21 protein-coding genes, 1 tRNA gene and 2 pseudogenes are annotated in these 19673 nt (G+C 71.8%); 14 read left to right on the top strand and 10 right to left on the bottom strand.

Annotated elements, in window-relative coordinates:
- The 6 genes from SSP24_RS43270 to SSP24_RS45475 all read left to right on the top strand — a co-directional run.
- A partial coding sequence (locus tag SSP24_RS43270) for a hypothetical protein (RefSeq protein ID WP_218037146.1) occupies window positions 1-234 on the top strand: 234 nt, incomplete at its 5' end.
- Window positions 234-656 carry a GPW/gp25 family protein gene (locus SSP24_RS40310; protein WP_141315901.1) on the top strand — a complete coding sequence of 141 codons (423 nt, stop codon included), beginning with the start codon at window positions 234-236 and terminating at the stop codon, window positions 654-656. The genes SSP24_RS43270 and SSP24_RS40310, both read left to right, overlap by 1 nt.
- Entirely contained in the window at window positions 656-2617 is a 1962-nt protein-coding gene (locus tag SSP24_RS40305) for a putative baseplate assembly protein (RefSeq protein ID WP_141315899.1), read from the top strand. Before SSP24_RS40310 ends, SSP24_RS40305 begins: the two co-directional genes overlap by 1 nt.
- 157 nt (window positions 2618-2774) lie before the next feature.
- Window positions 2775-3338 (top strand): phage tail protein, encoded by a 564-nt coding sequence (locus SSP24_RS40300; RefSeq protein ID WP_141315897.1) that lies wholly within the window; start codon window positions 2775-2777, stop codon window positions 3336-3338.
- Between the two features lie 1282 nt (window positions 3339-4620).
- Entirely contained in the window at window positions 4621-5244 is a 624-nt protein-coding gene (locus tag SSP24_RS40290) for an NADase-type glycan-binding domain-containing protein (protein ID WP_229866307.1), read from the top strand.
- 203 nt (window positions 5245-5447) lie between these two features.
- The gene (locus SSP24_RS45475; protein ID WP_373306803.1) at window positions 5448-7061 is read left to right on the top strand and encodes an eCIS core domain-containing protein; all 1614 of its coding nucleotides are present in this window, start codon (window positions 5448-5450) and stop codon (window positions 7059-7061) included.
- Here SSP24_RS45475 and SSP24_RS45195 read toward each other — a convergent pair.
- A complete protein-coding gene (locus SSP24_RS45195; protein WP_141315895.1) occupies window positions 7003-7302 on the bottom strand; it encodes an ATP-binding protein in 300 nt (99 codons plus the stop codon). The genes SSP24_RS45475 and SSP24_RS45195 overlap by 59 nt on opposite strands.
- A 285-nt stretch (window positions 7303-7587) precedes the next feature.
- Here SSP24_RS45195 and SSP24_RS45470 point away from each other — a divergent pair.
- Window positions 7588-7719: pseudogene (locus SSP24_RS45470) on the top strand (alcohol dehydrogenase); the annotation flags it as partial.
- A 309-nt stretch (window positions 7720-8028) separates the two neighbouring features.
- On the opposite strand, the pseudogene SSP24_RS45465 reads toward SSP24_RS45470, so the two are convergent.
- The 3 genes and pseudogenes from SSP24_RS45465 to SSP24_RS40260 form a co-directional block, all read right to left on the bottom strand.
- Window positions 8029-8202: pseudogene (locus SSP24_RS45465) on the bottom strand (LysR family transcriptional regulator); the annotation flags it as partial.
- A 5-nt stretch (window positions 8203-8207) separates the two neighbouring features.
- Window positions 8208-8975, bottom strand: coding sequence for a flavodoxin family protein (locus SSP24_RS40265; RefSeq protein ID WP_229866306.1), 768 nt, complete (start codon window positions 8973-8975; stop codon window positions 8208-8210).
- Between the two features lie 136 nt (window positions 8976-9111).
- Window positions 9112-9444 carry an antibiotic biosynthesis monooxygenase family protein gene (locus tag SSP24_RS40260; RefSeq protein ID WP_141315893.1) on the bottom strand — a complete coding sequence of 111 codons (333 nt, stop codon included), beginning with the start codon at window positions 9442-9444 and terminating at the stop codon, window positions 9112-9114.
- Window positions 9445-9607: 163 nt separating this feature from the next.
- On the opposite strand from SSP24_RS40260, the gene SSP24_RS40255 reads away from it, so the two are divergent.
- Window positions 9608-10600 carry a Yip1 family protein gene (locus tag SSP24_RS40255; RefSeq protein ID WP_141315891.1) on the top strand — a complete coding sequence of 331 codons (993 nt, stop codon included), beginning with the start codon at window positions 9608-9610 and terminating at the stop codon, window positions 10598-10600.
- 104 nt (window positions 10601-10704) lie between these two features.
- Here the strand turns inward: SSP24_RS40255 and SSP24_RS40250 are convergent, their stop codons facing one another.
- Together SSP24_RS40250 and dcd are read right to left on the bottom strand one after the other, a co-directional pair.
- Window positions 10705-11202, bottom strand: coding sequence for a phosphoribosyltransferase (locus tag SSP24_RS40250; protein WP_141315889.1), 498 nt, complete (start codon window positions 11200-11202; stop codon window positions 10705-10707).
- Window positions 11203-11234: 32 nt separating this feature from the next.
- Window positions 11235-11810, bottom strand: coding sequence for a dCTP deaminase (gene dcd / locus SSP24_RS40245; RefSeq protein ID WP_079305965.1), 576 nt, complete (start codon window positions 11808-11810; stop codon window positions 11235-11237).
- A 522-nt stretch (window positions 11811-12332) separates the two neighbouring features.
- On the opposite strand from dcd, the gene SSP24_RS40240 reads away from it, so the two are divergent.
- Window positions 12333-12406: transfer RNA gene (locus tag SSP24_RS40240), tRNA-Gly, on the top strand.
- 346 nt (window positions 12407-12752) lie between these two features.
- Here SSP24_RS40240 and SSP24_RS40235 read toward each other — a convergent pair.
- The 3 genes from SSP24_RS40235 to SSP24_RS40225 form a co-directional block, all read right to left on the bottom strand.
- The gene (locus SSP24_RS40235; protein ID WP_141315887.1) at window positions 12753-13544 is read right to left on the bottom strand and encodes a COG4705 family protein; all 792 of its coding nucleotides are present in this window, start codon (window positions 13542-13544) and stop codon (window positions 12753-12755) included.
- A 115-nt stretch (window positions 13545-13659) separates the two neighbouring features.
- Window positions 13660-14589, bottom strand: a complete 930-nt coding sequence (locus SSP24_RS40230) for a M48 family metalloprotease (protein WP_141315885.1) — start codon at window positions 14587-14589, stop codon at window positions 13660-13662.
- Window positions 14586-14957 (bottom strand): BlaI/MecI/CopY family transcriptional regulator, encoded by a 372-nt coding sequence (locus SSP24_RS40225; RefSeq protein ID WP_114254365.1) that lies wholly within the window; start codon window positions 14955-14957, stop codon window positions 14586-14588. Before SSP24_RS40225 ends, SSP24_RS40230 begins: the two co-directional genes overlap by 4 nt.
- Before the next feature lie 136 nt (window positions 14958-15093).
- On the opposite strand from SSP24_RS40225, the gene SSP24_RS40220 reads away from it, so the two are divergent.
- The 5 genes from SSP24_RS40220 to SSP24_RS40200 are packed head-to-tail and all read left to right on the top strand — an operon-like array spanning window position 15094 to window position 19105.
- Window positions 15094-15768 carry a DedA family protein gene (locus SSP24_RS40220; RefSeq protein WP_141315883.1) on the top strand — a complete coding sequence of 225 codons (675 nt, stop codon included), beginning with the start codon at window positions 15094-15096 and terminating at the stop codon, window positions 15766-15768.
- Window positions 15765-16373, top strand: coding sequence for a phosphatase PAP2 family protein (locus SSP24_RS40215; RefSeq protein WP_141315881.1), 609 nt, complete (start codon window positions 15765-15767; stop codon window positions 16371-16373). Before SSP24_RS40220 ends, SSP24_RS40215 begins: the two co-directional genes overlap by 4 nt.
- Complete coding sequence (locus SSP24_RS40210; protein ID WP_141315879.1) at window positions 16370-17110, top strand: phosphatase PAP2 family protein; 741 nt, start codon at window positions 16370-16372, stop codon at window positions 17108-17110. The genes SSP24_RS40215 and SSP24_RS40210 overlap by 4 nt, the downstream gene beginning before the upstream one ends.
- Window positions 17064-17726, top strand: coding sequence for a response regulator transcription factor (locus tag SSP24_RS40205; protein WP_141315877.1), 663 nt, complete (start codon window positions 17064-17066; stop codon window positions 17724-17726). Before SSP24_RS40210 ends, SSP24_RS40205 begins: the two co-directional genes overlap by 47 nt.
- Window positions 17723-19105 carry a sensor histidine kinase gene (locus tag SSP24_RS40200; protein ID WP_141315875.1) on the top strand — a complete coding sequence of 461 codons (1383 nt, stop codon included), beginning with the start codon at window positions 17723-17725 and terminating at the stop codon, window positions 19103-19105. The genes SSP24_RS40205 and SSP24_RS40200 overlap by 4 nt, the downstream gene beginning before the upstream one ends.
- Here SSP24_RS40200 and SSP24_RS40195 read toward each other — a convergent pair.
- A partial coding sequence (locus SSP24_RS40195; RefSeq protein ID WP_141315873.1) for a COG4705 family protein occupies window positions 19086-19673 on the bottom strand: 588 nt, incomplete at its 5' end. The two genes, SSP24_RS40200 and SSP24_RS40195, sit on opposite strands and share 20 nt — an antisense overlap.

Genomic DNA, 19673 nt, shown 5'->3' with positions numbered 1-19673 from the left:
TTGCGGGGCGGGCGCTCCGGGTGCGGCGCCGTGATTCTGATCGGCGGCCCTGCTGATCTGGGGTGCGTGGTGAGCAGCGCTCCGATCCTGCCCGGCACCCTGGACGTCCTGGCCGGGGGTGTGATGAGCGAGCAGTTCATTCGGCGCTGCTCTCTGCTCCGGTTGCGGGGCGGGCGTTCCGCGTGCGACGCCGTTCTGGTCGGCGGCATGAACTCCCTCGCCGGGGGCGCGTGATGAGCGAGCGGTTCATCGGACGCGGCTGGGCGTTCCCGCTGCGGGTCGGGCCGACCGGTGGGGTCGCCATGGTCGAGCGGGAGCGGGAGATCGAGGAGGCGATCCGGCTGGTGCTCGGTACCGCGCCCGGTGAGCGGCCCATGCGCCCCGAGTTCGGGTGCGGCATCCACGACTACGTCTTCGCCCCCGGCGACGGCGCCACAGCCGGACGTATCGCACAGCAGGTGCGCGAAGCCCTGGAGCGGTGGGAGCCGCGGATCGCGGTCGAGGACGTGATCGTCGCCTTCGACGCCGTCGAGGACGGCACCCTCTACATCGACGTGCACTACACCCTGCGCTCCACCAACGACCGGCGCAACCTGGTCTTTCCCTTCTACACGATCCCCTCCGAGGAGGGGGCCGAGGAACTGGTCGCGGACTGATGGCCCTGCCCTCCCCCAACCTGGACGACCGACGGTTCCAGCAACTCGTCGACGAGGCGAAGCGGTACGTGCAGCAGCGCACCCCGGAGTGGACCGACCACAACGTCTCCGACCCGGGCGTCACCCTGATCGAGACGTTCGCCTACATGGTGGACCAGCTGCTGTACCGGCTGAACCGGGTCCCGGACAAGAACTACACCGCGTTCCTGGACCTGCTGGGCATCCGCCTGTTCCCGCCCGCCGCGGCCTCCGCCGACGTCGACTTCTGGCTCTCGGCACCGCAGCCCGACACGGTCGCCCTGCCCGCGGGCACCGAGGTGACTACCGCGGGCGGCGAGAGCGACGAGCCCGTGGTGTTCGCGACGACGGACGAACTGTGCATCGTACCCAGCGAGTTGACCCGCCTGGTGACCGCGCCCCGGACCGGCGAGCAGACCGACGTGACCGGCACGCTCGCCGAGGGCCACGACATCCGCTGCTTCCAGGCGGCTCCGCAGCCGGGCGACGCGCTGCTGTTCGGCCTGCCGACGGCGGTCCCGCGCTGCATCGTCGCGGTGCGTCTGGACAGCCGCGTGGAGGGCGTCGGCGTGGACCCGCGCCAGCCCCCGCTGGTGTGGGAGGCGTGGGACGGCGGCGGCTGGCGGGTGTGCGAGACCGGCACCGACACCACCGGCGGGCTGAACCGGCCCGGCGAGGTCATCGTGCACGTACCGGCCGGGCACACGGCGTCGGTGATCGGCGGGACCCGGGCGGGCTGGCTGCGCTGCCGGGTCACCGAGGCGGAGCCGGGTCAGCCGTTCTATTCGGAGTCCCCGACGGTGCGCGAGGCGGAGGTGTTCACCGTAGGCGGCACCATGTCCGTCGAGCACGCCGAGACGGTGACCGACGTACCGCTCGGCACCTCGGAGGGGGTCGCCGGGCAGACGTTCCGCCTCGCCCGCCCGCCGGTCCTCCTCGACGGCGAGCCCCCGCTGGTGGAGGTCTCCTCGGCCGACGGCTGGCAACGCTGGGACGTGGTGGACCACTTCGGCCGCTCGGGCCCAGACGACCGGCATGTCCGCGTGGACGCCACGACCGGCGAGTTCGCCTTCCCGCCGGTCCTGCGCGAGCCCGACGGCACACTGCGGCAGTGCGGCGCCGTACCGCCCAAGGGTGCCCAGATACGCGTAGCCCGCTACCGCACCGGCGGCGGCCCGGCGGGCAACGTCGCCCGCGGCGCGATCTCCGTACTACTCAGCTCCGTTCCGTACATCGCGCAGGTCACCAACCGGGAGGCGGCGCGCGGCGGCGTCGCGGGCGAGACGGTGGAGAATGCCAAGCTGCGGGCGCCGGAAGTGCTGCGCATGCAGGAGCGCGCGGTGACCGCCGAGGACTACGAGATCATCAGCCGCCAGGCCGCGCCCTCGGTACGCCGGGTCCGCTGTCTGCCCGCCGCGGAAGGCGCGGGCGCGGTACGGGTCCTCGTCGTACCGGACGCGGTGGCCGACGAGGGCGACGACCGCCTCCGCTTCGAGCAACTGATCCCCTCCGACCAGGTACTGCAGGCCATCACCGCGAGCCTCGACGAGCGACGCCTGATCGGCACCCGCCTCGTGGTGGAGCCGCCGGTCTACCAGGGCGTCACCGTGGTGGCCCGCCTCGCGGCGGCGCCGGGCGACACCGACCGCGTCCGCGACGCCGCGCTCGACGCGCTGTTCCGCCACCTCAACCCCCTGCGCGGCGGTCCGGACGGCACCGGCTGGCCCTTCGGCCGTCCGGTCCAGTACGGGGAGATATTCGGCGTCCTGCAACGCGCCACCGGCAACGCCCTGGTGGAGGAGATCCGCCTGTTCCCCGCCGACCCGATCACCGGCCGCCGTGGAGCACCGACGGACCGCATCGACCTGGCCGGGGGCGCGCTGGTCTTCTCGCACCAGCACCAGGTGGTCGTGACGGCGGTTGAGCCGGGGGTGCGGGGATGAGCGGGGTCGTTACGGCAGTTGGGGCGGGGTGGGGCGCGGGGATGCGGGTGGCTGACACCGTCGTAGGGCCGGAGGGGGTGCGGGGATGAGCCGTGCCGCCGTAGAGCTGGGGTACGGGGATGAGGCGCGCCGTCGTAGAGCCGGGGGAGGTGCGGGGATGAGCCGCGCCGCCGTACCCGGTCTGTCCAGCCGCCACCCGATCGGCGAGCAGCTCCCCGCCCTGTACGCCGACGACGACTTCGCGCAGCGTTTCACCGCCGGTCTCGACACCGTCCTCGCCCCGGTGTTCGCGACGCTCGACAACCTCACCGCCTACCTCGACCCCCGGGTGACGCCGACCGACTTCCTGGCCTGGCTGGCGTCGTGGGTGGGTGCCGCCGACGACCCGCAGTGGCCCGTGGAGCAGCGCCGCGAGGCGGTCGTCCGCGCGGTGGAGCTGCACCGGTGGCGCGGTACCAGGCGGGGCATGGTCGAGGCCCTGCGGCTCGCGCTCGGCGTGCATGCGGAGGTGACCGGGGACGGCGGCGCGGTGTGGTCGCGCACCGCCGGTGCCGACCTGCCGCCGGAGCCTGCCGCCGAAACGCTGGTCCGGGTGTGGCCGGGCCGCGAGCAGCGAGTGGACCCGGTGCGGGTCCGCGAGATCGTCCGGGCCATGTGCCCGGTGCACACCGTCTGTCGGGTGGAGGTCCTGCCCGGCCCGCCCGCCGACGAAGGGAGGTGACGCCATGCGCACGTGTCCCGCGTGCGGGGCGTCCAACGGCTCCGGGGACGACTTCTGCGGCAACTGCGGGGCGTATCTGGGGTGGTCCGATACGACAGCGGCGGCGGGCGCAGCTGCGGAGCGACCGGAGTACGCGGCCCCGAGCGCACCGGCGGAGTCCCCGGAGCGCGCGGCCCCGAGCATGCCGCCGGAGCCCGGGGAGCAGTCGGCCCTCAATGCGCCTTTGGAGGCTGGAGAGTCGTCGGCCCTCGGTGCGCCGTCGGAGGTCGGGGAGTCGTCGGCGCTCAGTTCGTCCTCGGAGGCCGGGGGACCGTCGGCGCTCAGTCCGCCCTCGGAGGCCGGGGGACCGTCGGCCCTCAGTGCGTCCTCGGAGCCCAGAGGGCCGTCGGCAGCGAGCACACCGTCGCAGCCCCCGGCCGCACCAGACACCACCCCGGCGGACGCGCCTGCGGCGCCCGCGCCCGCCGCGACGCCCGGCCGCGCCTCTGCACTGCGCACCCGGCTGACGGGCCGCGGCCGCGGCGCGGCGCGGCGCCCCGGCCAGGAGGAGACCACGAGCTCTCGGCCCCAGCCCGGCCCCGCCGACGCCCGCACCGAGCCCGCCGCCCCCGCGCATGGCTCGACCACCGGCGACGACGAAACCCCGGATGGCACTCCAGGGCCGGAGCACGCCGCAACCGCAACGGGGACACGCCCACCGCAACCCCCGGCCGCCCCCGCCCCTGGTGCGCAGACCGACCGCGACGCGGCCGCCCCTACCGCCGATGCGTCGACCGACCGCGAGGCGACCCGCCCCCGGCCCCTGGGCGCCCCCACCTCCGAAGCGCCGACCAACCACAACGCCGCAACCCCCGCCCCTGGTGCGCAGACCGACCGCGACGCGGCTGCCCCCACCCCCGATGCGTCTACCCGCCGCGACGCGCCAGGCCCTCGGTCCCCGGCCGCCCCCACTCCCGAAGCGCCGACCAACCACAACGCCGCCGCCCCCGCCCCCGAAGCGCCCACCGACCGCGAAGCGCCCGGCCCCCGGTCCCCGGCCGCCCCTACCTCCGATGCGCCGACCAACCGCAACGCGCCCGCCCCCCGGCCCCCGGCCACCCCCACCCGGACCCCCACCCCCCCGACACCAGACCCCGTCCCCGTCCGCCCCGCCAAGCCGGTGGCCCCCCGCCCCGTCGTGCGACCCGTGGCCGTGCCGGACGACGTCGCGGGGACGCCCTGCCCTGCCTGTGGCACGCCCAACCAACCGGGCCGCCGGTTCTGCCGGCGCTGCGCGGCCGAGTTGAACCCCGCAGCCAAGCCCGACCCGTTGCCGTGGTGGCGGACCGTGTGGCCGTTCCGGCGCCGGGTGCGGGCGAGTTCGGGTCGGGCGGTGCGGCTGCTGGTGATCCTGGCCGTGGTGGTGGCCCTGTGCGCGGCCGGTCTCCTCCTGCTCCCGGCCGGACGCGCCCTGATCGAGGACACCCGGGACAAACTGGGCAAGGCCAAGCCCGTGACCCCGGCCGACATCGAGGCGAGCGCCGAGGTCGCCCGGCACCCGGTGACGAACACGACGGACGGGCTGAGCAACCGCTACTGGGGCGCGCCCACGCAGGGCGCTTCAGTGACGTACACCTTCCGCAAGCCGTTCCGGCTGGTCGACCTGATCATCACCAACGGCGCGTCCACGAAGCCGGAGGACTACGCCCGCCAGGCACGCGCGCTCCAGCTGGACCTGGAGGTGACCACGCAGAACGGCGAGAAGCACCACAAGGAGCTCACCCTCAGCGACAAACCGGGCCCGCAGACGATCCCCACCGGGATCAGCGACGTGAAAACGGTCCGCCTGGTCCTGCGCTCGGCCGTCGGCCTGAGTCAGGGCCGCCATCTGGCCCTGGCGGAAGTCGAGTTCTTCCAGCGAAGCTGACAAGCCGCCCGGTGGGGCAGCGACAGGGAGGCTGTTGCATGCGTATGAGGAAAGAAGAGCACGAGGGCCGGAGCGCACCGACTCGGACACCGGAGCGGGAACGCGACCTTCCTGCTGGGGCCCGGCCCCGCGACGGACGTCAGGCGCCCCCGGCATCCGTGGCCGCCCTGCAACGCACGGTGGGCAACAGGGCGGTGACGCGTATGCTCCGGGGACGGGGGGAGGCGTCCGTCGAGGGGCCGGTGCAGCGCTCCTCGGCACCCGATGTCCTGCGCTACGCCGGAAGGCCGCTGGCAGGACCCCTGCGGGCCGAGATGGAGGCACGACTCGGCGCCGACTTCTCCGACGTACGACTGCACACCGGCACCGCGGCGCAGCGCTCGGCACAGGAGCTGGGCGCGCGGGCGTACACCTCGGGCAGTCATGTCGTCATCGGCCAGGGCGGCGGCGACCGGCACACCCTGGCGCACGAGCTGACGCATGTGATTCAGCAGCGCCAGGGACCGGTGGCCGGCACCGACAACGGCTCGGGCCTGAAGGTCAGCGACCCCTCGGATCGCTTCGAGCAGGCGGCGGAACGCAACGCACGGGCGGCACTGGCCCGCCCGGTGCCCGAGCGGGACGCCGGTCCGGCGCACGAAGGTGACCGGGAGCGGTCGTGCGGGGAGACCCCGCACGTCCAGCGGTACGCGGTCGTCCACCCCGGCACGGCGCAGTATCCCGTCCTGGGAACGGTGGACGCGAACGGCCGGCCAGGTGCGGCGGCGCAGGACTTCTTCCCCGGGCAGGTGGCTCGTCCCCGGATGGTCAAGGACCCACACACCGGTGAGGAGGAGCCGGTCCACAGCTTCGTGGACGCCGACGGCAACCTCAACATCGAATACCGGGGGCAGGTCCCGCTGCGCCTGGCGGGAAACCTCGACCTGGCTGTCGAGGACACCGGCAACGACCCCCGCCAGGCCAAGACCTTCTTCGCCACCGAGAAACGCATCAACCAGACCAATGAACGGCTTCGGGGCAGGGTGAGCCTGGACCAGACCGACAATTACATGACGCTGCGCAGGACCACGAAGATCCTCAAGATCATCACCCGCGACAAGGAACTCACCCTGTGGCAGGTCGTACCGGTCGTGAACCGCCCGGCCACGGTCCTGCGTCCGGCCACCCAGCAGCGCGGCCTCGACGTCCGGCTCGCCCAGCGCTGCAACGAGATCGCCACCGAGGTCACCGGAAAGCAGGGCCTCGCGGACAGCGGCGAAGGGCGCTACTTCAACGCCCTCGCGGACGTGCTGGGCCACCTGTCGCCCGACCGGACGGCCGAGCAGTTCAGGGCACCCCTGGAACGGGCCCGGCAGCGGGCCATCGCGGAGCACACCGACGCCGCGGCCACGGCGCTGTCCGGTGTCATGGCCAACATGATCCGGAGCGTCATGGCGTACCGCGACGACCCGGCGCACGCGGATCGACTCAAGGCGGCGTACGCGAAGTTCAAACTCAACGAGTTCACCCCGCCCGCGGGTATCGGCGACGTCTTCATGATCAAGGCACTGAAGGGCAACGCCACTTCGGGCGGGCTCGACTTCCACTTCGCCGGTGTGGTGGCCAAGAGCGGAGAGGACCACGTCACCATGGAGAACTACGCCCGGCACGAGGAGGCCAAGACCCTCAGCGGCGGGGATCCCCAGTGGTACTTCCAGATGTACGGCCCCCGACAGAACATGCAGAGCTTCCACGAGCAGTGGGGCTGGGAGCGCCGCTTCACTCCCAACAGCGGGGAGGGAAACCGCCTCGTCCTGACGATCCTGCTCCAGGGCTGACCCGCCCGTCCGGCGGCATCGACGTCAGGCCGCCGATGAGATGGGCTCCTCGTCCCAGATCGGCGTCGCACGTCGTGCGGGCGGGCCGCGGGTACGGAGCGGCGCTGCTGCCGTCGGACACCTCGACGCTCGGCGTCCGGTCGCGGATCAGGCGCAGTCTCACGGGCGGCTCGGCGTACCGGATGGCGTTGATGACGAGCTCGCCAACGATGAGCTCGGTGAAGAACACTTCGTCGTCCATGACCCAGATGCTCAAGTCGGCGGGCCGTCACGGAGCGGGCGGTGGCGACGGCCGCCGGGTCGGCGCACCTACCGGGCTCCGGCCCAGAATCGAAGAGCCCAAGGGGACGCCGAGCGTCGTACTCACTTCAGCCGTACTTACCGCGAGATCGGCACACACCGCATTTCCTGGCAGGTGACCAGCCATGAAGGCAGCGCAGACAGTGAAGGCGGGCGGGGAATTCGTTCTCAGCGAGGTGCCCGTACCAGAGCCGGGGCCGCGTCAGGTGCGGGTGAAGGTTCACGCATGCGGGGTGTGCGGCGGCAGGTCGGTGACCGGGTGGGCGTGGGCCGGCACGGCGGCAGCTGCTTCCGCTGCGCATTCTGCGGCTCGGGCGACTTCGTGAACTGCGTCGACCGGAAGATCGTCGGCCTCTCCTACGACGGGGGCCACGCGGAGTACATGGTGGCGCCCCAGGACGCGCCCGCCCGGATTCCCGAGCAGGTGCCCTTCGAGGAGGCCGCGCCTTCGATGTGCGCCAGCATTACCGTCTTCAACGCCCTGCGGCACTCCGGCGCCGGCCCTGGGGAGACGGTGGCCATTCATGAAGTGAGCGGTGCTCTGCGCCTTGAACGCGATGCGCAGCCGCCCCGACCGCCCGGCGCCGACCATCCGCACCTCGGTCAGCATGTCCTCCGCCTGATCCAGCAACGCCGCGCCGCGCTTGGCCAGCTCCCGCCCCGCGGCCGACGGCGTCACCCCGTGCGGCGTACGGCGCAGCAGCGTGGTCCCGACGACCTTCTCCGACTGCTGGATCTGGCCGCTCACCGCCTGCTGGGTGAGATGCAGGCGCGCCGCGGCCCGGGTGATGCTGCCCTCGTCCGCCACCGCAAGGAAGGCACTAAACCTGACAAAGGGCACAGATGTCAGCGGTGCTCCGGGTTCTCGTAGTCGCGGCGGCAGCCGGCGTCCCAGGCGGTGCGCTGGTTGCCGTAGGCGGGGATGCCGCCCGCGTCTTTGAGCAGGCGCGCCAGGTGCAGCAGGTTCCAGGTCATGAACGTGGTGTTGCGGTTGGTGAAGTCGTTCTCCGGGCCACCGGAACCGGGGTCGAGGTAGGAGGGCCCGGGGCCGGCTTCGCCGATCCAGCCGGCGTCGGCCTGCGGGGGAATGGTGTAACCGAGGTGCTGGAGGCTGTAGAGGACGTTCATGGCGCAGTGTTTGACGCCGTCCTCGTTCCCGGTGATCAGGCAGCCGCCGACCCGCCCGTAGTAGGCGTACTGTCCCGCGTCGTTGAGGAGGCTGGAGCAGGCGTAGAGGCGTTCGATCACCTGCTTGGTGACCGAGCTGTTGTCGCCGAGCCAGATCGGCCCGGCCAGCACCAGGATGTCCGCCGCCAGGACCTTCTCGTACAGCGCCGGCCAGGCATCACTCCGCCAGCCGTGTTCGGTCATGTCGGGCCACACTCCGGTGGCGATGTCGTGATCGACAGCGCGCAGTACGTCGACCTGGACGCCCTGCCCCTCCATGATGCGCACACTGCGGTCGATGAGCCCCTGGGTGTTGCTGCGCTCCGGTGACCGCTTGAGCGTGCAGTTGAAGACGAGGGCGCGCAGGTCGTCGTAGCGCGCGGGCGGTGCGTCGGTGGGTGGTGTGTCGGTGGGCGGTGCGTCGGCGGTCGGTGACTGGTCGGTCACGGGCTCTCCGGGGGTACGTGCCACCGTGCCCTCTCGGTGGCTCAACGCGGCCATCGTGCTGGCGCGGCGGCCGTCGGTGGTGGCTGCGCCACCACCGCTGTCCGGCAACCACCCTGACAGCCGAACGATCGCGCGCCTATTCGCCCTTCGGCGCCGCCTGCTGGATCACCTCGAAGGACCAGAGGGTCGAGCCCGAGGCCGCGGGCTTGGGACGCTCCCCGCCCGCTCCTTCACCGGCGCCCTGGTGGGCCGCCTTCATCGGACCCTCCATCCAGGCCTGGAAGGACTCCTCGTCGCGCCACCGGGTGTAGACCAGGTAGTTGTCGGTGCCGTCGACCGGGCGCAGGAGCTCGAACCACTCGAAGCCGTCGGAACTCTCCACGGCGTGCGCACGGGAGGCGAACCGCTTCTCCAGGACCTCCCGCTGCTCGGCGGGAACGGTCAGCACATTGATCTTGACTACGCTCATGGCTCCATCCTGCCCGGTTTTCCGCGGGTACGACGCCCCGGGCCGCCCCGCGCAGGGCCCCGGTGCCACGCACCCGTAGGGGTGCCCCAGCGGACGTACCGGGAGGCCCGTAAGGGATCAACGGGGGACCCCGTAAGGGATCAACACGGGATCTCCGTAAGGGATGTCACAGCTCGGCCGCAAAGCCGGGCCCGGAACCCGGGGCTCGGCCCACCGCTCTCCGAGACCAGGTACGTTCGATGACGTGGCTGGATTCAGGATCGGACGCGGCGGACGGAACGACCGCGCCCCGCACACGCGACCGCAACACCCCCCGCACGGACAGCAGGCGCCGCAGGGGCCGTCGTACGGCTACCCCCAGGCCCCGCAGCCGCACCCGTACCCCGGGCAGCAGAGCTACGGGAACGCCCCCTGGCCGCAGACGAACGGCGGTTACGGCGGTCCGGGCGGCGGCGAGCCCGAGTACTTCGGCGACGACGGCGCGTACCAGCAGGGCGGGCCGGACCCGTACGCCGCGAACAACCCGGGCCACACGCAGGCCTTCGCGGTCGGCGAGGACCCGTACAGCCAGGGCGACACCTACCGCGCGGGCTCGGCCCCGGCCGCCCCGGTCGGGCCGCGGCTGCACTGGAAGGACCTGCTGAGGGGCATCGTCCTGGCCCCCCAGCAGACGTTCCTCCAGATGCGCGACTACACGATGTGGGGCCCCGCCCTCATCGTGACCTTCCTCTACGGCCTGCTCGCGGTCTTCGGCTTCGACGGCGCCCGCGAGGACGCGATCAACGCCACCCTCTCCAACGCCATCCCGATCGTCCTGACGACGGCCGTCGCGATGGTGCTCAGCGCGTTCATCCTGGGCGTGGTCACGCACACCCTGGCCCGCCAGCTGGGCGGCGACGGGGCGTGGCAGCCGACGGTCGGCCTCTCCATGCTGATCATGTCCATCACGGACGCACCCCGTCTGCTGGTCGCGATGTTCATGGGCGGCGACGCCCCCTTCGTCCAGATCCTCGGCTGGGCCACGTGGGTCGCGGGCGGCGCCCTCCTGACCCTGATGGTCTCCAAGTCGCACGACCTGCCGTGGCCGAAGGCGCTGGGCGCGTCGGCGATCCAGCTGATAGCGCTGCTGTCGATCGTGAAGCTGGGCACGGTGTAGTCGTCCGCCTCTTCGGACACTGACGGAAAGGGCCCCGGCGATACCGCCGGGGCCCTTTCGTCGCTGTCCTGATACGTCTGTCCTGATACGTCTGTCCCGACGCCTCAGGCGTCGAGCACCTGCCCCGCACGCCGCACCACGGGCGGCTGAACGGACCACGGGAAGTTGATCCACTCGTCGGTGCGCTTCCAGACGTACTCGCACTGCACGAGGGAGTGGGACTTCTCATAGATCACGGCGGAGCGCACCTCGGCGACGGCGTCGAGGCAGAAGTCGCGGACGAGCTTGAGCGTCTTGCCGGTGTCGGCGACGTCGTCGGCGATGAGGATCTTCTTGTCGGAGAAGTCGACGACGTTGGGGACGGGAGCAAGCATGACAGGCATCTCCAGGGTGGTCCCCACGCCCGTATAGAACTCCACATTCACCAAATGAATGTTCTTGCAGTCGAGGGCGTAGGCGAGCCCACCGGCCACGAACACCCCGCCACGGGCGATGCTGAGCACTATGTCGGGCTCGTACCCGTCGTCGGCGACGGCCTGCGCGAGCTCACGGACGGCGACGCCGAACTGCTCGTAGGTCAGGTTCTCTCGTACGTCACTCATGTCGCTGAAGTCACTCACGTTGGTCGAGGGGCTCAGACCTGGGTCCGATGGAAATTGAGGAAGGACCGGGAGGCGGTGGGCCCGCGCTGCCCCTGGTACCGCGACCCGTACCGCTCACTCCCGTACGGGAACTCCGCGGGCGAGCTGAGCCGGAACATGCACAGTTGGCCGATCTTCATGCCGGGCCAGAGCTTGATGGGGAGCGTCGCGAGGTTGGACAGCTCCAGCGTCACGTGACCGGAGAACCCCGGGTCGATGAACCCGGCGGTGGAGTGGGTGACGAGCCCGAGCCGGCCGAGGGAGCTCTTGCCCTCCAGGCGGGAGGCGAGATCGTCGGGCAGGGTGATGACCTCGTACGTCGAGGCGAGCACGAACTCACCGGGGTGCAGGATGAACGGCTCGTCGCCCTCGGGCTCGACCAGCCGCGTCAGGTCGGCCTGCTCGATGGAGGGGTCGATGTGCGGGTACCGGTGGTTCTCGAACACCCGGAAATACCGATCCAGCCGCACGTCGATGCTCGACGGCTGCACCATGGATTCGTCGTAGGGATCGATCCGTACCCGCCCGGCGTCGATCTCGGCCCGGATGTCCTTGTCAGAGAGAAGCACGCCCCGAGGATACGCAAGGCGCGCGGAGCCACCACAATCGCGACGACTCCACGCGCCCACGGCGAGACCAGTCTCTCCTCTGCTCTCTCCTGTTACCGCTTCTGCAGCGCCACCGGCACGACGCTGCGCAAGCGCGCGCATCGAGGACAGCGGAGAAGCCGACCAGGGCCGAGGCGCTCGGCCTGCTGCATCGGGAACGAAGCGGTGGTGAACACGTGCCCATCGGCACAACGGACGACGGTGCGCTCCATCAAGTCCTGAAGTCCCTTCCCCAAAGAGCCGCGTCTGGCTGACGCCCTGACGAGGAAGGCCACATTACGGGATGAATGGGACGCCCCTCCAGGCGGCACTCCGACCCCGCCCAGCCCCTCTCCCACCCCTTCACCGTACGCCCCAACTCCCGTCCCCCGCAGTCGCATCCCACCCCCCGAACAACGGCAGGCCCCGCGGTGTGAGCACCGGGAGCCTGTGATGAGGTACAGTAAGCGAGCGTTCCGACACCGATCTAGGTCGGCGTCTTACGCGGGTGTAGTTTAATGGTAGAACATCAGCTTCCCAAGCTGAGAGCGCGAGTTCGATTCTCGTCACCCGCTCCAGAGAGAAACCCCAGGTCAGTGGCCTGGGGTTCGTTTGTTGTCCAGGCCAATTCGGTGTGGCGTGCCCTCTGCGTGCCCTAAGTGCGAAACGAAGTGTCGAATCGTCCTCAATGGCGAGACACACCCCCGTAGCCAAGCCACCGCGACAGGAAGGTGGGCCACCGACTCGTCTACGCCTTCGTCAACCACACCGGCACCGCCATCTACGGCTCCTTCGGGGCCGACGTCACCCGCGTCCTCGCCAACTGCGCACCACGTCGTCCGCGGTATCACGGGACGCGTCACGGTTCTGCGCCCGGGAGCCGCCCGCCTCGCCGGGGGGCCGGCGGCGGTCAGGCGCATCCGGTCAGGTCGCGACGCCACCGCGCCTGTCACGCTGTGATGTCGCCAGGTAGGCGACGAAGCCCAGGATGGCGGCCGTCCACGCGAGGGTGACCGGCTCCAACCCCAGGTCAAGGCCGCCGCGGGTGTGGCCGACCGCCATCCAGTCGGCGAGGGAGGCACCGAGGGGACGGGTGATGATGTACGCGGACCAGAAAGCGGCCACCGCGTTGAAGCCGGCCCAACGGTGGGCCAGGGCCGGTACGCAGATCGCGGCCGCGTAGAGGACGACCGAACCCAGGTAGCCGAGACCCGCGGTGGCGGTGAGGTCGCCCGCGGCGGTACCGAGGGCGAACGTGGCCAGGACGGCCGCCCAGTAGAACCCCTCGCGGCGACGGGTGTGGATGCCGTGGATGGACAGCGTCCGCTCGCTCGCGTACCAGAGGACGAAGACGGCGGTCAGCGTGGCCAGGAAGACGGGAGTCGACACCGCATAGGGGACGCCGAGGCCGACGTGCAGGACGTCGGCCGCCATCGTGCCGAAGACGCTGACCATGACGACGGCGGTCCAGTACACCCAGGCGATGTGGCGGCGGACGGTGAACTGGACGGCCAGGGAGGCCACCAGGGCGAGTCCGCCGAGAGCGACCGCCGGTACGGGGCCGACCACGCGGGCCAGGAGGTCGGAGGCCGTCTCCCCCATGCCGGTCGTCAGGACCTTGATGATCCAAAAGCAGGCGGTCACTTCGGGCACCTTGTTCGCCATCGGGCGCAGGGGAACGCGACGCCGGTCATCAAGGAGGTGCTGTGTCGTCATGGCCCGCACGATGACATGGTCAACTGGCCCCGGCCCAGGTGCTTTTGCCATAGCTTTTCGGCTTCTGGTGCATAAGTTGCCATTTCCTGCCCGACGTTCTGAATGCGATGGCCGGTCAGCGTCGTGCCTCGCCCTGAGCGATCTCCACCTCGTGGTGGAACGCGATCACGCCGGTCGCCGCGGCGCAGGCCGAGACGGCCGCGCAGGCGGCGAGAAGCAGGGCGATCCAGGAGGCCATGCGGGGGCGTTGCGCCGGTGGCGAGAGGAGGGCCGCGACCCGCAGGGGGACGGGGCCGGTGGTCGCGGCGGAGGCGAAGTCCGGGCGAGCGGAGGGCGAGGCGTGGGTGGCGAGAGCGGCTCGGGCGATGGCCCGCGCAGTCAGGCGCCGGTCACCCACCGCGGTGGCCGCGGCTTCGTCTGCCGCCCGTTCCGCGGCGAGTCGGACGGCATCGCGGACACGGCGCAGCCCGGGGTGGCAGTGGGCCGCGAGCTCGGCGGCGAGCAGGAAGCGGTAGTGGCCGCCCGCGTTGTGGGCACGCTCGTGGGCGAAGAGGGCCTGGCGCTCCGCGGGGGCGAGGCTGCGGAGCATCCCGGTGGTGACGACGATGCGGTGCGGGCGGCCCGGCAGGGCGTACGCGTCCGGGAGGGGCGAGTCGACGACGCACAGGTCGCCCGCGGTACCGCTGCGGTCGGCCTGCCGACGGGCGGTGCGCAAGGCGCGGATCTGGCGCAGGGCCCACCGCAGCAGCGTCCAGGCGCTGACCGTGAGGGCGCCGGTGGCGGCTGCGGCCGCGGGCAGGACGAACGCCTCCGACGGCGTGGGCAGCGGGTGGACCAACTCGCCGAACGTGGCGAAAACAGGCAGCTTGAGCAAGCCCGTCAGGACGAGCGCGCCGAGCGCGGACACGGAGGCGCCGGCCAGCACGGTCGCTGCGATGGTCAGTGTCCACAGCGCGGCGACGGGGGCGAGGCGGTCGATTGCGCGGGCGGCGAGCGGTCCTGCCGTGAACGGCAGGAAGAGGGGGATCAGCAGCAGAGCGGTCATTGCTCACCCGATTCCAGCAGCTCGCGCAGGACCCGTTCGTCGTCGGAGCTGAGCCGGGCGACGAAGCGGGCCAGGACCGTCTCACGGTCGGAACCCCGGTTGAGTTCGCCGTGCATACGGCGGGCTGTGAGGCCGGGGGCGTCCTCGACGGGGAAGTAGGCGTAGCCGCGGCCCTGCCGCTCGCGGCCGACGACGCCCTTGTCGTGCAGGCGGGTCAGGATCGTCGTCACGGTGGTGCGGGCCAGGTCCACGGCGAGGTCGGCCTGTACCTGCCCCGGTGTGCGCGGGCCGTCGGCGGCCCACAGTGCGGCCATGACACTGGCCTCGAGCTCGCCCGCCGGTCGGCGTTCGTCCTTCGCGTCGTTCATGGGAACGATCCTCACCCCGTCTTCGTCTACAGTGCGGTAGACCGTCTACAGGATTGTAGTCAGTAGGTGGTCACCAGCAGTCAGCCGGGTGCCGTGTCCGCGTGCTCCCGTCCGTCCAGTATGAAAGGGCTCGCGTATGACGGGGCTCGCGACCACGGCCGCTCCCGCGGCCGCGCAGTTGGCGGTGAATCTCCTCAGTGCCCAGTCCCTGCTGTCCGGCTTCGGCGTGCTGGGCGTCGGCGTGGCGCTGTTCGCCGAGACGGGGCTGTTGATCGGCTTCTTCCTGCCCGGCGACTCCCTGCTGTTCACAGCCGGCCTGCTGGCCACCGGGACAGCCCCGGGCGGCCTGCGGCTGTCGCTGACGCCGCTGTTGCTCGCCGCCGTGGGCGCGCTGGCCGGCTCCCAGTGCGGCTACGTGATCGGGCGCAAGGCGGGCGGAGCCCTGCTCGACCGCAGCGACTCGGCCCGCCTGCACCAAGGAGCCCGGCGCGCGGAGGAGTTGCTGGAGCGGTACGGGCACGCGAAGGCGATCGTGCTGGCCCGCTTCGTGCCGGTGGTGCGCACAGTACTCAACCCCATCGCAGGCGCCCTGCGGGTGCCCATACGGACGTTCACCGTGTGGCAGCTGGCCGGCGGACTCGTCTGGAGCCTGGGCCTGATCCTCGCCGGGTACGCCCTCGGTTCGTCCGTGCCGAACGTGGACCGCTACCTGCTGCCGATCGTCGCGCTCGTCATCGCCCTGTCACTGGTCCCCCTCGCCGCCGAGCTCTACCGGTCCCGCCGGGCGAAGGCGAAGGAGGCACGCGGATGATGCTCGCCTTCGACGGGGCCTCGGTCGACGGCTCCGCCTACACGGACGTGGTGGATCTCGCCCGCCGCTCACCGGCCTGGCTGGACAGCCTGGTGTCGGCCTGGTCGACGTACGGGCTCGCGGTGCTCGCCGTGCTGATGGCCGTGGGCTGGTGGCGGGCCCGGCACGTCGGCGCCCGTGCGGCCGTGGTCGCGCTGGCCGCGCCGGTGACCGTCGTGGTGGCGTACGCGGTGAACGACGCGTTGAAGCTGGTGGTGCGCGAGGACCGGCCCTGCCAGAGCCTGCGGGTGGTGACGCTGGAGGCGTGCCCGGCGCCGGGTGACTGGTCGTTCCCGAGTAATCACGCGGCCGTCGCCGCCGCGGCCGCCGTCGCGCTCCTCTTCGTCTCCCGCCGGCTCGGTACGGTCGCGGCGGTGGCCGCCTGCGCGATGGCCGCCTCCCGGGTCTGGGTCGGCGCGCACTATCCGCACGACGTCGTGGCCGGCGTGCTGGTCGGGGCTCTCGTCGCGTCGCTGCTGACGGCCGTGGTGCACAGCCGCCCCGACGCACTGGCGCGACGGCTCACCGCGACGCGGATACGTCCCCTGCTGGTGGCTGCGCGGTGAACCGCCGGGAGATCGCCGATCTGGCCGGCTGCACCGGGCTGGGCGCCCTGGCGGCGTTCGGTGTCCTGGCCCTGGTCGTAGTCGTAGTCGTCGGCGACGGCGCCGTGCTGTACGCGGACGAGGACCTCCATTCCTGGCCCCTGGCGCACCAACCCGTGGTGGCGGTGACACTGGCCCGCGGGCTCACCGCCACCGGCACGGGTGTGGTCCCGTACGCGCTGGCCGTGCTGGCGGGTCTCGTCGCCGGACGTACCGTACGCGGCCGTCTGCTCGCCGTCGCCCTCTGCCTCGCCTGCCTCGGGACCGGGCAGGCGGCCCGATACGGGGTGATGCAGCTGATAGCCCGGCCCCGTCCGCCCCGCGCGGAGTGGGCAACGCACGCCTCGGGATGGTCGTTCCCCTCCGGGCACACGACCACCGCCGTCCTCACCGCCGGGCTGCTCGTCGTCGCGGTGCTCGTGCGCGGCGCGCGCGGCAGAACCCTGCTCGCCCTCGCCGCGTGCTGCTGGGGCGCGCTGGTCGGACTGACCCGCGTCTACCTCGGGGTGCACTGGTTCACCGACGTCCTCGGCGGCTGGCTGGGACTGTGCCTCGCCGCCCTGGCCAAGTGGGCGCCCGAACAGGTCATCTCGGGTACCGGAGACACGACGGTGACCGGTACGACGGACACCGCGGAGGAGGTGGTGGAGCATGCGCCCCAGGATCCTGGTCGTCGAGGACGATCACGCCCTGCGTGACGTCCTGCTGCGCGGTCTGCGCGACGAGGACTTCGACACCGTGCCCGCGCCGGACGGTGCGACCGCCCTGCGCCTGGCCACCGCCGACCTCGCCGCGGCCGTACTCGACGTCGGCCTGCCCGACGCGGACGGCCGGGACGTCTGCCAGGCGATGAGGGCGAACGGATTCCTGGCTCCGGTCGTGTTCCTGACCGCACATCACCGGCTCACCGACCGGCTCAGCGGATTCTCCGCCGGCGGCGACGACTACCTGCCCAAGCCCTTCCACCTGGCCGAACTCGCCGCCCGGCTGCGGGCCGCCGTCAGACGTGCCGGCCCTCGTCCGGTCACCGCGACCGGAGACCTGGTCCTGGACGCCGTCCGGCACAGTCTCACCGTACGTGGCGCCGGGGTGGACCTGACGCCGACCGAATTCCGCCTGCTGGCCGCGCTCATGGCCGCGTCCGGGGACATCGTGCGCCGACGAGAGCTGGTCAGAGCCGGCTGGCCCGAGGGCGCGCACGTCAGCGACAACACCCTCGACCAGTACCTGACCCGGCTACGTCGCAAGCTGCGCGACAGCGGCAGCGAACTGACCGTCACCACCGCCCGCGGCATCGGCCACCGTCTGTCATGACCGCACTCCTGACCCGGCCGGTCTCCCGCCCGCTCTCCCGTCTGGCGCCCAGCACGCTGCGCGGCCGGCTCTCCCTGGTCGCCCTCGCCGCCGCCGCGTTCCTGATGGTGATCCTCACCGTCGTGTTCAACGCCGTGGTCCGACAGCACCTCCAGCGGCAGGCGGACGACGAACTGCGCACCCGGGCCGCCGCCGTGGCCACCACCATCGACACCGGCCGTGCCGGAGTACGCGTCCGGGAGACGTCGAACGACGAACTCCTCGACACCAACGTGTGGATCTACGCGGGCACCCGCCTGCTCGAACGGCCGCCCTCCGCGTCGCCCACCAGCCCCGTCACCCGCGCCGCCACCCGGCTCGCCGCGCGCGGCGGGCAGCACTGCACCACCCTCGACGAGCACCCCGGTGGCCCCGTACGGATGTGCGCGCAGGCCATGGGCGGCGCCGCAACCGTGGTCACCGCCTTGAACCTGTCTCCCTACCGCAGCTCGGCCGACACTCTGCTCCTCGCCTCTCTCACTCTCGACGCCGCCGTGCTCACCTGCACCTACGCGCTGACGCGCCTGGCCGTCGGCCGAGCGCTGCGTCCCGTCCGCACGATGACCGACCAGGCCACCCAGTGGAGCGCCGTCGCCTCCACCGAGCGCTTCGGCGCCGCCGAACAGCCCACCGAACTCGCCCGCCTCGGGGTGTCGTTGGACGCCCTCCTGGACCGCATCCGGGCCGTACTGCGCCACGAACAGCAGCTCACCCGCGAGTTGTCGCACGAACTGCGCACCCCGCTCAGCCGGATCGTCGCCGAACTCGACTGGTGGCAGGCCCGGCTCCGCTCGGCTGCCGACACCCGGACCACCCACGCGGCCATCAGCGACGCCGCCCAGTCCATGCGCACGATCTGCGACACCCTGCTGGACGACGCGCGCGACAGCGCCTCCACCGCGCCCGGCACCGCCGACGTCCTGCCCGTGCTGCGTCTCCTCACCGAACGTCTTGAAATCCCCGGACACGTCAAGGTCGTCGTCGACGTCACGCACCCAGGTCTGGAAGCCGGCGTCCCGCCCGCGCTCCTCGAACGCATCGTCAGTCCCCTCCTCGACAACGCCCTGCGGTACGCGCACTCACACGTCACCGTCGTGGCGCGCCGGCAGCCGGACGGCGTACGCATCGATGTCACCGACGACGGCCCCGGCGTACCGCCCTCGTTCGCCGGGCAGCTCTTCCAGCCGGGCCGGCGTGCCGAACCCGGCGACGGGCACGGCGGAGCGGGCCTGGGGCTGCCGCTCGCGCGACGCCTGGCCCGCTCCGCCGGCGGGGAGGTCACCTACGACGAACTGCGCGCCCACGGAGCGCGGTTCGTGGTCAGCCTGCCGGCAGGGTGACCCGCTCCCGCTCGGTGACGTCCTTCCGCGTCACCGTCAGGAACACGACGAGGCCGAGGATCACCCCCAGGAACAGCACGCTGGTGACCACCGTGCCCAGGCCGAGGCCGCCGTCCGCGGTCGGCTGGGAGAGGTAGTCGCCCACCGAGGCGCCCAGCGGCCGGGTGAGGACGTAGGCGATCCAGAAGCTCCACACGACGTCGAAGCCCAGCGCGAAGTGCACCACCGCGACCGCGGCGATGGCGAGGGCGAACAGGAGCGCCGACACCCAGTAGCCGAGCGACATGCGCTCGGCGACCAGGTCACCGGCGGCGGTACCGAGCGCGAAGGTGAACAGCACGGCGAGCCAGTAGAAGGACTCACGGCTCAGGGTGTCGATGCTGTGAATGGACAACGTCCGCTCACGGCGGTACCAGACCACGAACACGACCGCGAGGACGATCGCGAACACCGTCGTACTCAACTCCAGCGGCACGCCCAGGTTGTCGGTGAGGTTGTCGCTGATCAGCGTGCCGACGACGCTGATCAGTGCCACGGCCAGCCAGTACACGCCCGCACGGTAGGCGGG

It is taken from the genome of Streptomyces spinoverrucosus (assembly GCF_006539505.1).
Classification (GTDB): Bacteria; Actinomycetota; Actinomycetes; order Streptomycetales; family Streptomycetaceae; genus Streptomyces; species Streptomyces spinoverrucosus.
Note: the sequence above shows the minus strand (reverse complement) of the source record. Positions and strands in the feature narration are given on the sequence as shown.

What these genes read in the sequence shown, in the direction of transcription:
- SSP24_RS40230 (WP_141315885.1), bottom strand. Translation starts at nt 14,589, where the DNA reads ATGACCGCTCTGCTGCTGATCCCCCTCTTCCTGCCGTTCACGGCAGGA.
- SSP24_RS40300 (WP_141315897.1), top strand. Translation starts at nt 2,775, where the DNA reads ATGAGCCGCGCCGCCGTACCCGGTCTGTCCAGCCGCCACCCGATCGGC.
- SSP24_RS40310 (WP_141315901.1), top strand. Translation starts at nt 234, where the DNA reads ATGAGCGAGCGGTTCATCGGACGCGGCTGGGCGTTCCCGCTGCGGGTC.
- SSP24_RS45475 (WP_373306803.1), top strand. Translation starts at nt 5,448, where the DNA reads ATGCTCCGGGGACGGGGGGAGGCGTCCGTCGAGGGGCCGGTGCAGCGC.
- SSP24_RS40255 (WP_141315891.1), top strand. Translation starts at nt 9,608, where the DNA reads ATGTCACAGCTCGGCCGCAAAGCCGGGCCCGGAACCCGGGGCTCGGCC.
- SSP24_RS40200 (WP_141315875.1), top strand. Translation starts at nt 17,723, where the DNA reads ATGACCGCACTCCTGACCCGGCCGGTCTCCCGCCCGCTCTCCCGTCTG.
- SSP24_RS40235 (WP_141315887.1), bottom strand. Translation starts at nt 13,544, where the DNA reads ATGACGACACAGCACCTCCTTGATGACCGGCGTCGCGTTCCCCTGCGC.
- SSP24_RS40215 (WP_141315881.1), top strand. Translation starts at nt 15,765, where the DNA reads ATGATGCTCGCCTTCGACGGGGCCTCGGTCGACGGCTCCGCCTACACG.
- SSP24_RS40250 (WP_141315889.1), bottom strand. Translation starts at nt 11,202, where the DNA reads ATGAGTGACGTACGAGAGAACCTGACCTACGAGCAGTTCGGCGTCGCC.
- SSP24_RS40205 (WP_141315877.1), top strand. Translation starts at nt 17,064, where the DNA reads ATGCGCCCCAGGATCCTGGTCGTCGAGGACGATCACGCCCTGCGTGAC.
- SSP24_RS40220 (WP_141315883.1), top strand. Translation starts at nt 15,094, where the DNA reads ATGACGGGGCTCGCGACCACGGCCGCTCCCGCGGCCGCGCAGTTGGCG.
- SSP24_RS40225 (WP_114254365.1), bottom strand. Translation starts at nt 14,957, where the DNA reads ATGAACGACGCGAAGGACGAACGCCGACCGGCGGGCGAGCTCGAGGCC.
- SSP24_RS45195 (WP_141315895.1), bottom strand. Translation starts at nt 7,302, where the DNA reads ATGGACGACGAAGTGTTCTTCACCGAGCTCATCGTTGGCGAGCTCGTC.
- SSP24_RS40260 (WP_141315893.1), bottom strand. Translation starts at nt 9,444, where the DNA reads ATGAGCGTAGTCAAGATCAATGTGCTGACCGTTCCCGCCGAGCAGCGG.
- SSP24_RS40305 (WP_141315899.1), top strand. Translation starts at nt 656, where the DNA reads ATGGCCCTGCCCTCCCCCAACCTGGACGACCGACGGTTCCAGCAACTC.